Source organism: Lachnoanaerobaculum umeaense (genome assembly GCF_003589745.1).
Lineage (GTDB): Bacteria > Bacillota > Clostridia > Lachnospirales > Lachnospiraceae > Lachnoanaerobaculum > Lachnoanaerobaculum umeaense.
Genome location: NZ_CP032364.1, coordinates 1,097,985 through 1,113,602 on the forward strand (window position 1 = coordinate 1,097,985; position 15,618 = coordinate 1,113,602).

At 32.6% G+C, this 15,618-nt stretch carries 14 protein-coding genes and 1 pseudogene; all 15 read left to right on the plus strand.

Features of this window, described 5'->3' with window-relative positions; translation table 11 throughout:
• Positions 1–2 precede the first annotated feature (2 nt).
• The 15 genes and pseudogenes from D4A81_RS05005 (at position 3) to D4A81_RS05070 (ending at position 15,446) form a co-directional block, all read left to right on the plus strand.
• A complete protein-coding gene (locus D4A81_RS05005; protein ID WP_111525532.1) occupies positions 3–3,878 on the plus strand; it encodes a hypothetical protein in 3,876 nt (1,291 codons plus the stop codon).
• 395 nt (positions 3,879–4,273) lie between these two features.
• Positions 4,274–4,540 carry a type II toxin-antitoxin system RelB/DinJ family antitoxin gene (locus D4A81_RS05010; RefSeq protein ID WP_111525533.1) on the plus strand — a complete coding sequence of 89 codons (267 nt, stop codon included), beginning with the start codon at positions 4,274–4,276 and terminating at the stop codon, positions 4,538–4,540.
• A gap of 2 nt (positions 4,541–4,542) precedes the next feature.
• Positions 4,543–4,824 (plus strand): type II toxin-antitoxin system YafQ family toxin, encoded by a 282-nt coding sequence (locus D4A81_RS05015; protein WP_111525534.1) that lies wholly within the window; start codon positions 4,543–4,545, stop codon positions 4,822–4,824.
• A gap of 51 nt (positions 4,825–4,875) precedes the next feature.
• A pseudogene (locus D4A81_RS05020) lies at positions 4,876–5,163 on the plus strand (BREX-1 system phosphatase PglZ type A); the annotation flags it as partial.
• Between the two features lie 162 nt (positions 5,164–5,325).
• Positions 5,326–6,579 carry a coproporphyrinogen-III oxidase family protein gene (locus tag D4A81_RS05025; RefSeq protein WP_111525535.1) on the plus strand — a complete coding sequence of 418 codons (1,254 nt, stop codon included), beginning with the start codon at positions 5,326–5,328 and terminating at the stop codon, positions 6,577–6,579.
• A 65-nt stretch (positions 6,580–6,644) separates the two neighbouring features.
• Complete coding sequence (locus tag D4A81_RS05030) at positions 6,645–7,994, plus strand: serpin family protein (RefSeq protein ID WP_111525536.1); 1,350 nt, start codon at positions 6,645–6,647, stop codon at positions 7,992–7,994.
• Between the two features lies 1 nt (position 7,995).
• The gene (locus D4A81_RS13625) at positions 7,996–8,121 is read left to right on the plus strand and encodes a hypothetical protein (RefSeq protein ID WP_278321292.1); all 126 of its coding nucleotides are present in this window, start codon (positions 7,996–7,998) and stop codon (positions 8,119–8,121) included.
• Positions 8,122–8,303: 182 nt separating this feature from the next.
• The gene (locus D4A81_RS05035; RefSeq protein ID WP_111525537.1) at positions 8,304–8,717 is read left to right on the plus strand and encodes a hypothetical protein; all 414 of its coding nucleotides are present in this window, start codon (positions 8,304–8,306) and stop codon (positions 8,715–8,717) included.
• Positions 8,718–8,896: 179 nt separating this feature from the next.
• Positions 8,897–9,163, plus strand: coding sequence for a type II toxin-antitoxin system RelB/DinJ family antitoxin (locus tag D4A81_RS05040; protein WP_111525538.1), 267 nt, complete (start codon positions 8,897–8,899; stop codon positions 9,161–9,163).
• Positions 9,164–9,290: 127 nt separating this feature from the next.
• Complete coding sequence (gene pglZ / locus D4A81_RS05050) at positions 9,291–11,801, plus strand: BREX-1 system phosphatase PglZ type A (protein WP_119808262.1); 2,511 nt, start codon at positions 9,291–9,293, stop codon at positions 11,799–11,801.
• A 36-nt stretch (positions 11,802–11,837) separates the two neighbouring features.
• On the plus strand, positions 11,838–12,197 hold the full coding sequence (locus D4A81_RS05055) for a hypothetical protein (protein ID WP_111525539.1): 360 nt from the start codon (positions 11,838–11,840) through the stop codon (positions 12,195–12,197).
• The gene (locus D4A81_RS05060) at positions 12,167–12,913 is read left to right on the plus strand and encodes a hypothetical protein (protein WP_146247004.1); all 747 of its coding nucleotides are present in this window, start codon (positions 12,167–12,169) and stop codon (positions 12,911–12,913) included. Before D4A81_RS05055 ends, D4A81_RS05060 begins: the two co-directional genes overlap by 31 nt.
• A gap of 329 nt (positions 12,914–13,242) precedes the next feature.
• Positions 13,243–13,455, plus strand: a complete 213-nt coding sequence (locus tag D4A81_RS05065) for a DUF3841 domain-containing protein (RefSeq protein WP_242977729.1) — start codon at positions 13,243–13,245, stop codon at positions 13,453–13,455.
• Positions 13,456–13,626, plus strand: coding sequence for a hypothetical protein (locus tag D4A81_RS13120; RefSeq protein WP_162902550.1), 171 nt, complete (start codon positions 13,456–13,458; stop codon positions 13,624–13,626).
• Positions 13,627–13,691: 65 nt separating this feature from the next.
• The gene (locus D4A81_RS05070) at positions 13,692–15,446 is read left to right on the plus strand and encodes an IS1182 family transposase (protein ID WP_119808264.1); all 1,755 of its coding nucleotides are present in this window, start codon (positions 13,692–13,694) and stop codon (positions 15,444–15,446) included.
• Positions 15,447–15,618 lie beyond the last annotated feature (172 nt).

A 15,618-nucleotide genomic window follows, 5' to 3' on the forward strand; every position in this document is an offset into this window, starting at 1 on the left:
CGATGAATAATGTAGAAGATAGGATTTATGCAGAATGTTTGGGTATTAGATGTTTTAATGAAAGTAATGAAAGCAATGAGTATATTTTGATTCCAATTAGTGAATGGACAGAAGAAATATGTAATGAGTTAAATAAGACTGATTTTTCAAAAAATTATAAGCTAAGTATGGATGATAACTTGATATTGGCCGACAGGATTTATAAAGAAAAATTTTCAAATCTAAAGAAATTAGATAAGTCGGTGAAAGAAGTATTTATATATACAAAATTACCAGCACAATTTGTTAGATTTCATAATACAGTGATTATAAAAAATGAAGATGAGATTGATAATATTGTGCGTGAAATAGAGTCTTCAATTATAGAAAATTTAGGCATTGTTGCTGATTTTGATCTCATAAAATCTGAGTTGCTACAGCAAACTAAACCAATAACTAATGATAATTATGCAGATTCTGAAGGTAAATTAAAAAACCTAACAGATATATGTGCTCTATCAGCTAATTTTTCGATTAGTAAGAGATCGTCGAGTGGAGCTGATAATCAAATATGGTATGAACTTTTGCAGAATGCGAATGACCATATTCCTAATAGTTCTGAAAGAAAAGAATTAAAAATAACCTTTGATGATTCTAAGAAAACCTTTACTTTAGAGTACCCAGATGAGGGATTTTCAGTACGGGATTTTCTTGCCATATGTACGGAAGGCAATTCAGGAAATGTTTTATCAGATGAGAATAGAGAGGGACGTAAAGGGACAGGATTTAAAAGTGTATATAATTTATTTGATAAGGTCACAATTTTTAGTGGCCCGGTTGAGTGTGTCTTGGAAGATGTAAAAAAAAATATAACGATTTTTGGAGGGAAAATCAAAGTTGAGAGCATTGAAAATGCAGAACAAAGTGACAGTTATTATCCGATTCCTGAATTCTCTATGCTCGATCCTAATCAAGGAAAGACAACTAAAATTGTTTTTCATAGTAAAGATAATCTTGAATCTATAAAAAAACTCATATTTGGTGAGAGTACAAGAGAACAATGGGAAGAAAATTTTAAAGCTAAGAAGGATTATTTATTCTTAGATAATATTGAGAAGATAACGTTTTTGAGTTCTTCAGAGACTTTGATAGAATTTGAACGCAAGAAGTATATTCAGGATAATTACTTCAAGATGGAATATGTCATAGATAATTCTGATGACAATAGTTTTAAAAAAGGTGAAAATCCAGGTTGGAAAAATCGTTCTAATGAGTTATTTGAAAAAAAGAAAAAATTGAGTTTTTTATTCCCTAAGAAGCTTGATTTTCCAAGAGAAAAAGACGAATCAAGGGTTTATTGTTCCTTGCCAATCAATGATTTTAAATTAAGAACTACATTTTATGTTAATATTCCTTTATTAGAGTTAAAAGATGATAGAAAAAGTCTTGCTGATCACGAGATAGATGGATTTAGTTTCGAAACATGGAATAAAGAAGTGCTAAAAAGTGGGCTGATGAATGGTTTCAAAAGTGTTGTGGAAAGTGAAACATCTTCTGAATCTAAGAAAGAGGAAATAGGGTTATCAAATTGGTATAAGTATTTTCCATATGAATATTTAAATCAACGCAATAAGATTTTTAGCGATAGTTGGGAAGATTTGCAAGATGTAAGATTCTTACGAACTACTACTAGTACTAAAAAGGGAGGAGAAAATGTAAAGGCGGTAGCGATTTCTGATTTGGTTCAAAAGGAAAGTGACATACAAGAAGAAGAGAAATCTATTTTTTTACCGTGTAATATGTATTGGTGGTTGCATCAAAATGAAGGTGATATTTTTACAAGCAGGGAATTGGATGATTATAGTGGTAAAAGACCATCAATTTCGTTTATATATTATGAGGATGATAAATTAGATGATGTTATGGAATTGTCTATTGAGGATAAAGTCAAGGATAAGATTGTGAAAAGCACAAATATTGATATTAAATATTTTAAATCTTATTTATGTGAAGAAGAAGGATGCGTAGGTAAAATCCTTTTAGAAATAAAAGATTATTTGCTGAATGATTATAAGGAAAAATTGCCAAATAAGGAATTATTCTATTCTTGGATTAAAAAACTCTTGCAAGAAAGTAGTGACTTTGATTTTTTATATAAAAATACTTTTATTTATCAGGCGTATTTTAAATCTAATGCGGTGAATTATAAAGAAGGAAAATATCATTGGCTGAAAACTTGTTGCGAAAGCGGAGAAGACTGTTGTTACGCTGGTGAATATGATCAGTATTCTTCAATTGAAAACATAGTTCAAGATTTAAAAAGAGATTTACATGGTGTGAGCCATATTCTTCAACCAGAAGAGATTAATTCAATAAAACATTGTTTCGATGATTTGGTTTTATCTCCATATCTGAAATATACTTATGAAAAGAAGAATAATAACTGGAATATTTCCAGTGAATTGAGAACTAGTGATGATTCGGTATTACCTCAACTTACTACAGTAGTTAATGATGAACTTAAAAATTTATATTATTATCACTCGGAAAAATTACTGGAAAATAAAGAGGTAAATATTGGCACAGTGAGTAATGAACAAGGTTGGTTTAAGAAAAATAATGTGGCATTATATGTAAAAAATTCAAAAAATCATATAATACAAGCATCAGAATCGATTTATTATACTGAAAAAGAAATAAACAACGATGTGATTGTAAAATATGGAGAGAGTTTTTTTAATAAGCTTGATTATTCGTTGGGAGAAGATGGTGATTTTTTTGAAAAAAACAAAGAAAATGAAAAATTTATCAGACAAATTTTAGAAAAGTATGATTTAGAGGTTTGGAAAGAACAAGCTATTAAATTTGTGATATCTTCTGCTGCTACAATAAGAGGAACAATCTTTCGCTGTATAATAGAAAAGGGAGAAAAGCCTATTGAATGGAATGATAAATTTTATGATTTAATTAAAGGATTTTCTGCTACTGAATTGTGGAAAAGTGGTCAGGTTATTTTTGAATTATCTAAAGACAAGGTGAAAAAATTATCACAAGAAGTAAAAGATATATTTGAAACTAAGGTAAGCATTCAAGAGAAAAAAAAGAAACAAATTGGTTCACTTAACTTAGGCAAAGAATTACAAGAGATAGTAATGAATGATATATTTGTATTATCACTCAAAACTGGAAATAAATCATTATATTGCAAAGGTAAAATTTTAGATGAGCCTGATAAACAAGGAGAAATCTATCTATTATTTGGTGAGAATGCATTTGGAACCCTGCTTAGAAAAGTATTCCAATGTTATGATTTTTCTGAAAATAAAATATATGATGAAATGCAATGCATTGATTTGGATGAATTGAGCGGATTTAAAGAACAGGAATCAGCAGATTTTGTCGATTCAATAAACATAAAGGTAGACCAATTTATAAAAAAATGGAAAGAGGGAGGTAAAGAAGATTTAAAGCGAGTTTTAGTTACTAGATTTGATGTGCGAAATAATAAAATGAATTGGTTCCATGCCAGAGGATATGGTAGTAAAGAATATACAAACAGAATTTGTCCTGTGTGCAAAGGGATTCTATTATCAGAAATGAGTGCTTTAGCAATTAGAAATATTATATGTACAATAAATGACCAGAAGTATTATTTTCCTATGCTTATGTGTAAAAATTGTGGTGATGCAATTAATTACACTGAAACAGTTGAATTAGAAGTTTCTAATGATGTAGAAAATAATGAGAGTCTTTTTAAAGTGGATAAGAATTCATTTGAGAAATACGAAGTTGTTTTTTCTATGAATGGAAGAGAACAGAAAAAGATGAATTGTGAAGTTTCTTTTTTAAATAGATATATATGGAAACGTATAAAAGAAAAGGAGGATGAGAATAGGTAAGGCAAAATATAAGATTTAAGGTAAAAATATTGCTAGGCTAGGTATAGGTGAGGTTGGGAGATAAGTGGATTCTGTATTTTAAGATCCAAGATCGCGGTTTTTTACAGAGAATAGTCGTATAGAGATTAATCTGGATGATGGTGTAAAAGTAAACTATAGAAAACTTTAGACCGCAGTGGATGGCAAGTTCTATGAGGTACTGGCAGATTCAAAGAATATAATGAGTAAAAAATAAGTGAGATTATATATTGATACCGGAATATTATATGTTATGTTAGAGAAATAATAATTAATGTTACCATGATTTATAATTAAAAATATTTGCAGTTGTAATAATGACAATATGTTGATAAATGACGAATATATTATTATAATTTAGCTATAAGGAGGTATGTATGATGACAACAAATTTGAATATTAGGATAGATAAGGATATAAAAGACCAGGCAGAAGGTATTTTTAATGAACTTGGTATAAATATGACAACAGCGGTTAATATATTCCTGCGAACAGCTATTCGTGAACATGGTATACCTTTTGAGTTAAAACTTGATGTGCCTAATGAAATAACAGTAGCTGCAATCGAAGAAGGAAAAAGAATGATGTCGGATCCTTTAGCACCGAGGTATTCCAGCATGGATGATCTTAAGGCGGCACTGTAAGTATGAAATATGATGTACAATTTACAAATCAATTTAAAAAGGATTTAAAACTTGCAAAAAAGCAAAGAAAGAATCTAGACAAACTGTTTGAGGTAATTGATATTCTGGCTAATGGTGGTACTTTGGATGCAAAATACAGAGATTATGATTTGACAGGAAACTATAAGGGAACTCGAGAGTGTCATATAGAGCCAAACTGGTTGCTTATTTATGAAATATATGATGATATACTTGTTTTAATACTTTATCGCTTGGGCACACACTCTGAATTATTTAAGAAGTAAATTATAAAAGAGTTAAGTCATAGGTCAGGATAGTGGAAGGTAGTAGAGTAAATGTCAGAATTAAACCTAAAACAAATAATAGATCGTCTGAATGAGGAATTCATGGGTGATACCAGAAAACTGGTATTTTGGTATGACGATAAAGGAGAGTTTGCTGAGGATGTGCAAGGTATAGAATTCATAAATGCAAAAGTATATTTTTTAAAACCGTATAATCAGTTTTATACAAAATACTTTTTTGAGAGAAAAGATACAAAGAACAATTATCTTGTATATGCTCAATTTCCAAAACCTGATGTGAAGGACAATCATCTTGAAGATACATTACTGTATTCAAGATGAACAGTGTTTTATACAGTGAAAAGTATGATGAACTTTCAGAGTTTATTTTTAGTATTGCTTTAAAATTGCAGAAGATGTGGATGTTATTTTGGATAAGAACAGTAAATTTAATATAAAGAATTAAACTATATATTATAGAAAACATCATAGGAGGCGGATATGAGCTTAATTACAGATTTAACAAGAATGTATCTTACGCACTCAACCAAACCATTTATTTTTACAAATGATTTCGACAAAGTATTGCCATATGATGAGGGGACTGAGTTCGGCTTATATGTTCATATACCATTCTGCAAAAGTATATGTAATTTTTGTCCCTATTGTAAGGTTATATATGATGAAGGAACAGCAAATGGCTATATAGATGCTTTGATAAAAGAAATTCATTTGGTGGGGAAACAGTGGAACGGCAGGAGAAAGGCTACAAGCCTTTATTTCGGAGGCGGTACTCCCGCACTTCTTGCAGATAGAATAATAGATATTATAGCGGCATTAACAGAGCATTTTATCATAACGGACGGTATAGGAATAGAACTTCATCCGGATAATGTTAATGTCTCTGTTTTAAAGACTTTAAAGAGGGCGGGAGTTGATAAGATAAGTATAGGTATACAATCATTTCAGGATAAGTACCAAAAGGTTTTGCAAAGAAGGAAGTTTGATATTAAAGATATGTCAAATGCACTAAATGAAGTTGAATTTGAGACGGTTTCTATGGATTTTATATTTGCACTGCCCACACAGACTTTTGAAGATTTAAAAAATGATATTGATATGGCATTTGCTAATGGAGCCAATCATATAGCAATCTACCCTTTAATTGATTTTACATTTACCAAAAATAAAGTTCCTGTTATGCCAAAAAAAGAAAAGAGAAAACTTTTGGATGATATTACCAACTATTGTATAGGTAAGGGATATGTGAGGAAGTCTATCTGGACTTTTGCAAGTGAAGAGTCGGCATCATATTCTTCAATGACTAGAGATAATTTTTTCGGATTCGGATGTTCCGCCACAAGCCTTTTTAAGGATCAGTTTAAAATAAACACATTTTCTGTATTGGAATATTGTAAAAGAATTGATGCAAATATAATGCCCACTGCACTTACAAACAGATTTGTTAAAAGGCAAAGGATGATTTATTATCTTTTTTGGAAATTATACAGTACAAGACTTAAAGTGGAGGAATTTGAAGAGTTTTTTGATATACCTCTTAATAAGGTGTACGGTCTGGAATTTTGGCTTTTACAAGTGCTTGGATTTTTAAAAAGAGATGAAGAAGGATATAAGATGACACTTAAAGGGGCTTTCTATTATCATTATTATGAAAATTTTTATACATTAAGCTATATAGATAAAATGTGGGGAATTATGCGAAAGGAAGCTTTTCCTAAGGATATTAAATTGTAATAAGTTTATTAAAGTCAATGGTATAATTTAGGAAACTATTAATTATTTTAGAAAGGAAGGTTGGTATGAGGTTAAAAGGAATCGTGGGAATATTTTTGGCAGCAATAACTATGCTTACTGCCTGTGGAAAAAGCGGTACACAGTTAAGAACTAAAAACATTAATGAATCTGATAAATCCATAAAATCTGTTGAAGCTGTTATTCCAAGTCCTATTTCTGAGGGAACAGATGTTAATAAGTTTGCAAATGGAGATGCTCACAGTGAATGGAGAGAGGATTATACAGAAAAAGTTCACAAATCACAAAATGTTCAGGCAGGAATGGAACAGTACTATGAACTGATACAGAAGGAACTTTTATCAGATGTCACAGATCATAATGCGGTATGTTCGCCATTGAATATTTATATAGCACTTTCAATGCTGGCTGAAGTGACAGATGGAAATACACGTAAGCAAATCCTTGATGTGCTTAATGTAAAGGATATGGATGTCTTAAATAAGCGAATAGAAGCAATATGGGATGCCAATTATGTGGATACACCTGCACTAAAGAGTATATTGGCAAACTCTATCTGGTTAAGAAATGATATAGGGTATAATGAAGATACTTTAAAAAGGCTGTCAGAGGAGTATCATGCTTCATCTTACAGCGGTGAGATGGGTTCCGAGTCTATGAATCAGAAACTTCAAAAATGGACTGATGAGCATACAGGAGAATTGCTTACAGAGTATACAAAAGAATTGAAACTTAAACAGGAATCAGTGTTGGCACTTATTTCAACCGTTTATTACAAGGCATCATGGGATAAAGATTTCCCAAAGGAACAAACAAATAAAGGAATATTTCATGGGGTTTCAGGGGATCAGTCGGTTCCTATGATGCACAATGATATTATAACAAATTTGTATCAAACAGAGCATTTTCAGGCTGTAGGATTGAGTCTTGTTGACAGTGGAACAATGTATTTTTTCATGCCGAAAGAAGGTTATAAAGCACAGGATATTGCAGCAAATTCTGAAATGATAAAAATCTGTATGGAACCTGTAAGTGTGGAAAGTAATTCAGCACTGGTGCATCTGACAGTTCCAAAATTCAATGATTCGGCTAAAACAGATCTGTTGGAGTGTCTAAAGGATATCGGAATTACAGATGTGCTTTCAGACAAACAGGCAGATTTCACTCCACTTACAAAGGAAATTGAAAATATTTATTTGAGCAGAGCAGAGCATGCCGCCATGGTAAAGATAGATGAGGAAGGTGTTACAGGTGCAGCATATACAGCACTTATAACGGAGTGTGGAGGAATAATACAGAATCAGGTGGATTTTATTATTGACAGACCTTTTGTCTATGCAGTGGCGGCTCCTGACGGTTCAATTCTTTTTACGGGAGTTATTCAGAATATAGAGTAGTATGTTTGAAGTTTTGAAAAACAGTGGAAAAATATCAAATGAGGTCAGCCACTTTGCCGACAGTAGAGAAGCAGATGCTAATAAGAGGATCTTTCGCATGAAATTCCAATTTAAAGACAGAAGATAGGATAAAGACAAGAGATATTATCTTGTGGTATTAGATGAAAATACTGGAGAAGAAAGCTTCAGACATAGGGTGATTATGAATTTGTTTTTTGTGGATGAATATTGAAACGCTTTGATAATTGAGTATTTTATATTCCATCACAATCGAGATTAAAGAGTGGGTAAGCTATTGCTGCCGGAACAGTGGCTAAATATAGATATATAAATCGTAGAGGTAAAGTTGAGGGATATTATAGCGGTTATACATTTGCTAACCAAGTGGGAGTAACTTCACAGGTACCTGTCACAATTGAAATAGTATCAAATGAGGCAAGTGCTAAAGTAAGGGATATAAAAATCAAAGATCAGATAATCCGTCTTAGAAAACCTAAAACAACTGTAACAAAAGAGAATGCTAAAGTACTGCAATTCTTGGATTTGCTTTGTGAGGTGGAACGATTATCAGACGAAAGTGAAGATACAATTTCTAAACGATTAAGAGATATCATAAAAAAGCAGAATATACAGAAGCAAGATATTGATGCTTATATTTCATTATACCCTCTTAAAGTATATAAGAATTTCTATGAAAGGGAGTTATATGATGTATTTGCATAATGACAAGGAGCTATTTGAATAAGTAGTATATGCAACTACAAATGAGATTGGTCTTACTATTGCGATTATAGAATTGATGTTACTATGATTTATAATTAAAAATATTTGTAGTCGAAATAATGACAATGTGTTGATATATGACGAATATATTATTATGATTTAGCTATAAGGAGGTATATATGATGACAACAAATTTAAATATTAGGATAGATAAGGATATAAAAGACCAGGCAGAAGGTATTTTTAATGAACTTGGTATAAATATGACAACAGCTGTTAATATATTCCTGCGAACAACTATTCGTAAACATGGTATACCTTTTGAGTTAAAACTTGATGTGCCTAATGAAATAACAGTGGCTGCGATCGAAGAAGGAAAAAGAATGATGTCGGATCCTTTGGCACCGAGGTATTCCGGCATGGATGATCTTAAGGCGGCACTGTAAGTATAAAATATGTTGAGATGTACTTGTTTTAATGCTTTATCGCTTGGGTACTCACTCTGAATTATTTAAGAAGTAAACTATAAAAGAGCGAAGTCATAGATCCGGAAGGTGTAAGGTAGTAGAGTAAATGTCAGAATTAAACCTAAAACAAATAATAGATCGTCTGAATGAGGAATTCATGGGTGATACCAGAAAACTGGTATTTTGGTATGACGATAAAGGAGAGTTTGCTGAGGATGTGCAGAGCATAGAGCTGGCAAATGCTAAAGTGTATTTTTTGGAAGCTGATAATCAGTTCTATACAAAATACTTTTTTGAGAGAAAAGATACAAAGAACAATTATCTTGTATATGCTCCATTTCCAAAACCTGATGTGAAGAACAATCATCTTGAAGATACATTGCTGTATTCCAAGAGATTTTTTGCAGATCGTGCTTCATTGCTCTCACTGGATTTGGGGATTGATGAGAAGTATAAGGCAGTAATAGAGAAGCATATAAAGTTCTTTGCCAATAAGGAGAGAAGTAGAAGATTTTATGATCTGGAGATAGAGAACTTCAATGAGGAAAATATTCTTATAGGTCTTTTAAGCAGTATTTGTCGTACCAGAACTTGCTCTTTTGAAGAGGTGGTTCGTGTGATTTTGACAGATGGAGAACTTGAAAACAATAAATTTATTGCTGAAATCAAAAAATATGATCTTTTAGATGATTTTTGGAAGTTAAGTGAAAAGTATTTTGGATATACAGATATGGATCAGACTTTGGAAAGCTTTGTGACCACACTTTTTGTGACATATACGGCAAAGCATATTTCATCAGATATACCAAAGGAGTGGGAACCATATATTTCGTATAAATCCGGTAATATCATTGCTTTTATGGACAGTATTATGAACAGTGTATTGTACTGTGATAAATATGACCAGCTTTCTAATTTTGTAGATATTAAATTGGGTGTTGAAAAAACTTTTGCAAAATATTCACCTGAGATATTCTTAAACTGTGATACTTTCGAATGCATTGATCAGCTTTTGATTAATTGGATAGTAGAACGCTTACTTGCAGAGGACATAGGAGCAAAGTTGGGTGGTTTTTCTATTGTAGAGATTATAGAAAAAAGAGAGAAAATGCATTTTGGGGTCAGAACAGGATGCATTTACCGTATGCTAAAGAGTGCATACTATATTGTGGCAGCAATAAATTATAGTTGTAATGATGACTTTTCATCCATTCTGGAACAATATATAAGCTGTGATTATAAGATTGATCAAGAATATAGAAATTTCTATTATGAATTTGATAATTTGGATGATACATATATTTTTGAAGGGCTGCGTGAGCTTGTAGAAAATATATATACCAATGAGTATTTAAACAAGCTTATACCTAAGTGGAATATAGCATTACAGGAAGAGGATGCTTTTACAAAGCTACCATTGCAGATAGATTTTTATGATAGCAATGTACAAAATGCAAAAGAGCGTACAGTCGTTATTATATCAGATGCAATGCGTTATGAAGTTGGTCAGGAACTATATAGTAATTTAGCTGATGATCCCAAATGTAGGGCAAAGCTTGATAAGCAACTCAGCGTTTTACCCTCCTATACCAGACTTGGAATGGCGGCATTGTTGCCACATGATGATATTACAATTACAGACAATTATCAGGTCTTAGTGGATGATGTACTTTGTGACAATCTTTTGGGAAGGCAGACTGTATTGCAAAAGCATTCACAAAATAGTGCATGTATACAGTTTGATGATATAAAGAGTTTAAAAAAGGCTGAGCTTAGAGATATTTTCACAGGTAAGCAGACAATATACATCTATCACAATCAGATTGATGCCAGAGGGGATAAGGCAAATACAGAGGATGAGGTATTTGTAGCTTGTAAGGAAGCAGTGGATGAGATAATAGATCTGATTCGCCGTATTTCTACCAATGCAAACACTTATCACTTTATAATTACAGCTGATCATGGATTTATTTATAAAAGAGATAAGGTCACAGAAAGTGATAAAATCAGTGGTGTTAATGATAAGAATGCATTCGTAAATCGCAGATTTATTGTGGCAGATAATGCTGTGAATGAAGATGGTATCACAAGTATTTCTATCGGAAGGGTTTTGAGAAACCAGGATACAAAGGTAGTTTCCTTCCCTATTAGCAGCAATGTATTTAAGGTTTCAGGTGGTGGGCAAAACTTTGTGCATGGTGGCTCTTCACCACAGGAAATGTTGGTGCCGGTGCTGGATGTGAAGATGGAACGTGGACATATGGATACAAAGAATGCATCTATCGCTCTTATCAGTATGGTACAAAAGATTACAAATAAGGTTACAATGCTTGATTTCCTACAATCAGAACCGGTAAGTGATACAATAAAGGCAACAAAATATAAAATTTTCTTCATCTCAGAAGATAATGAGAAAATTTCTAATGAGATCAGCTTCTTTGCAGATAGCAGAGAAACAGATACGCAAAAGAGAATTTTCCGTATGAAATTTCAATTTAAAGACAAAAGATATGATAAGGATAAAAAATATTATCTGATTGTCGTAGATGAAAGTACAGGAGAAGAAAGCTTCAGACATATGGTGATTATGGATTTGGTGTTTGAGGATGTGTTTTAAATGAGGCTAAAGAGAAAATCCTAAAGGAGAATACATATGCCAGAAAATAACAAAATAGTAGAGCTTGGTAAGGCTGAGTTGCTGAATATTTTTACAGAAGAAGAAGACAAAAAAGGAACAGACCTTCTCGCTATGTCTGATTTTTTTAAGGTGTTTATTGGCAAAATTGAGGCTGAGATTGGTTCACGCACAGCTTGGAAGGTGTTCCATAATATTGAAGGGCTAATTGGAGAGATAGCCACAGCAATCAAAAGTGGTTTTGATATATCCCAAATGGGTATGCTTGTTGCGGATTACTCACATTTCAGTCAGGATATTATCGATGGGTTGAAAAAAGGAATCTATCATGCGGACAGTCCAGAGAGGTGGCAGGTAATCTGCGTCCGGCTATCTTAGATGAGAATGAGCATATTGTGAAATTCTTCACCTTGAAGAAGGTGGTTAATCCTTCGAGTGTTTTTTCGGATATCTCGACATTGTCAATGCAAGCTTTACTTAAACGTATATCATCTCAGATTGAGGATATAGGTAGAGAAGTTAAAGGAATTATTGATTTTACACGCCGTGAGGCTCTAAATAATAAGTTTATTTATGCACGGGATAAAATTATGCTTGCCACCACCGCATCTGAAGTAGAGCGGGAACTTTATTTGAAAGAAGCAGACACATATTTGATGGAAGGTCTCACGGACCTATATTCTGATGTGAATGCACAGGTTAAGACTTTGGCTGATATAAAAGGACCATTTGCAAGTATAAAAAATATAGATTCAACTCTTTCATATATCAATGAGGATATGCAGATGATTCCACGATATGTTGGGTTACGGGTATATCTGTTTAATTATCGTGACAAAATTGATGATGCAAACCGAATTCTTGGAGAATACCGCTATCAGCTTCAAACGCTGTCAGAGAGGAAACTTGGTGATGGAAAATATACGGCTTTGGAACTGATTCATAAAAATTATCGTTATGATGAGAAAAGTGTTGATTTTTGGCTTGAAAAGCCCAAACAGATGCTTGGTATAATCGATTCCTATGAAACAATGTTGGCACAGAATAAGAAAGATGTATTTTATATAGATGTGGATGGTTATAAATATGAGTAATGAAAAAAAGAACGACGTTGTAAATCATGTGGGAAACTACTTCTTGATGAAAAACTCCCTTTTTGCAGTAGGTGTGAGATAGAAGGTCGTGATACAGTAGTAAGGGTTGGTAGAACAGTTGGTGTCCTTGCTATAACGGCACTTGAAGTTTTCGCACTTGTAAACAACGATTCTGATAGGAAATAATAAAACAACAAAATAAAAAATATTTATTGTTTGAAGTGGCACTTTGTTCTTTTTATGACTGGCTTGCTGAGAAGAAAAAATATATTTGTATGCTTCAAAGTGGTGTGAGATATCCTGTATGGGTATAGTATCAATGGTAAGGTATGAGTAAACATCTTGATATGAGGACTCATAGATATAAGGGTGAAAAAAGAACACCTATAGTTTTGTTATCCATATATGTACCGAATAATATGGTTTTACTGTCAGACTCTGATATGTGGAATAATATATTAAATGACGGTTATTTGGAATTATATGAAAAGGATGAGTATTTGAGATTACTTATAGATGAGATTTTGCCAAAGGCAAAGTAGATGATAGAGGGAGAATCAGGATTTACAGGAATAACAGGATATTCACTTGCGGGTCTTTTTGCTGTTTATGCTATGTATAAAACAGAAATCAATGAAAAACCTATGGGGCTGTCGGGAAATGGCATCCATAAAAGAGGGAGGTGTGACTCAAAACGAGTTACACCTCCCTAAGTTTTTACATAAAAAAAGATGGCTAACGATAACCATCTTTCTCCGTTACATGTTATAATGTAACTATGCTCACAGTTAATTATTATAATGACTTTTTTGAAATAGGTCAACAGAAAATCAACTTTAGCTTATATGAATTGAGTTTGCCCAATGACGATCCAGTCTATACCCTAAAAAAAGTTATGGAGGATTTAGATTTTTCCGGACTGTTAGCCAATTGTTCGGACAAGGGAAGAACAGGGTACAACCCGATCATGATGTATGCAGTTATTACTTATGCAAATATGCGTGGAATACGCTCTATTGATCGTATTGTGGATTTATGTGAAAGAGATATTGCTTTTATCTGGCTTACTCAAGGGAGGAAGCCTAAAAGAGATGCTTTTTATGAATTTAAAAGTAAGAAACTTACTTCAGATATTTTGGATGACTTAAACTATCAGTTTATGAGACGATTACAAAAAGAAGGATTTGTTACATTAAAAGAATTGTTTATTGATGGAACAAAAATAGAAGCTAATGCTAATCGTTATACTTTTGTATGGCGTGGAAGCATTAATTATCATCTTGCAGGTCTTCTGGATTCTATTGATAAGCTTTATTCAGACTATAATTCTTTTTTACAAGATAATGGATTTGGCGAAAAGTACGAGTTTGGAAATGCACAAATGTTTGTGATTGACGGGATTGATAAAGTTAGAGATATTATTGAAAAGAACAGAAAAAGAAAGATTACAAAACATAAAAAGTTATCTAATAACCGTATTATAGAGATTGATAACTGTTCGCCTATTGAAATACTTAAGCTACAGAAAAACCTTATGACTATTGCTGATGGAGAAAGTATTGCATTTGTTAACGGAAAGGGTAAGAGAAAGCCAAAACTTCAACAACTCTATGAAGAACTTGAACATTGTGGACAGCGTTTAATGCACTATAAAGAATGCTTTGAGATTATGGGGAAAGATAGAAACAGCTATTCTAAAACTGATTTGGAAGCAACCTTTATGCGAATGAAGGAAGATCATATGTTGAACGGGCAGCTAAAGCCTGCATACAATGTACAGATAGCAGTAGAGAATTATTTTATTGTACATTGTTATGTAAGTAATGATCGTACAGATTATAACACATTAATTCCAGTTCTTGAAAAGCATAAAAAAGCATTTGGAGAAGTGCTTGAAGAAGTGACGGCAGACAGCGGCTATTGTAGTGAGAAAAATCTCTTATATCTAAAAGAAAATAAGATAGACAGTTATATAAAACTACAGGATCACGAAAAACGAAAAACAAGAGCATACAGTAAAGATATAGGTAAATACTACAACATGAAGACAACGGTATTTGAGGATGAGCAAGTCTATATCTGTCATGACGGCCGTGAACTGAGACATATCAACACAGAAAAGAAAGAACAGGACGGTTATACACAAACATATGAAGTATATGGATGTTCAGACTGTAGTGGATGTGAACATAAGTCTAAATGTTTATACAAGTATAATCCTGATAAAGATATTGATAAGAATAAAGTAATGAAGATCAATGAAGTATGGGAAGAGCTTCGAGAGAAGTCACATGCTAACATACAGAGTGAAAAAGGGATTCTGAAACGACAGATACGCTCTATTCAAACAGAAGGTCATTTCGGAGATATTAAAGAGAATGAAGATTTCCGACGCTTTAACTATCGTACTTCAGATAAGGTTTATAAAGAATTTATGCTTTTTGCAATAGGAAGAAATATAAATAAATATCATCGTTTTCTCTATGCCAAACTAAAGAAATTTGAAGGAAAACTACAGGAAAAAACAGCATAGTAAAAAATGCAAAAGCAAAATTTCAGCCAAGGGGGTTTTATGCCCCAAAATAGACAGCATCATAGAAAAACAAAATATCCTGACAAAGTCACAAAGCCCAAAAGCCTTGTATTTGTCAGGATATTTCTATTTCGTTCTGCGGGAAGTAAAATTACTTATTTCCCGACAATCC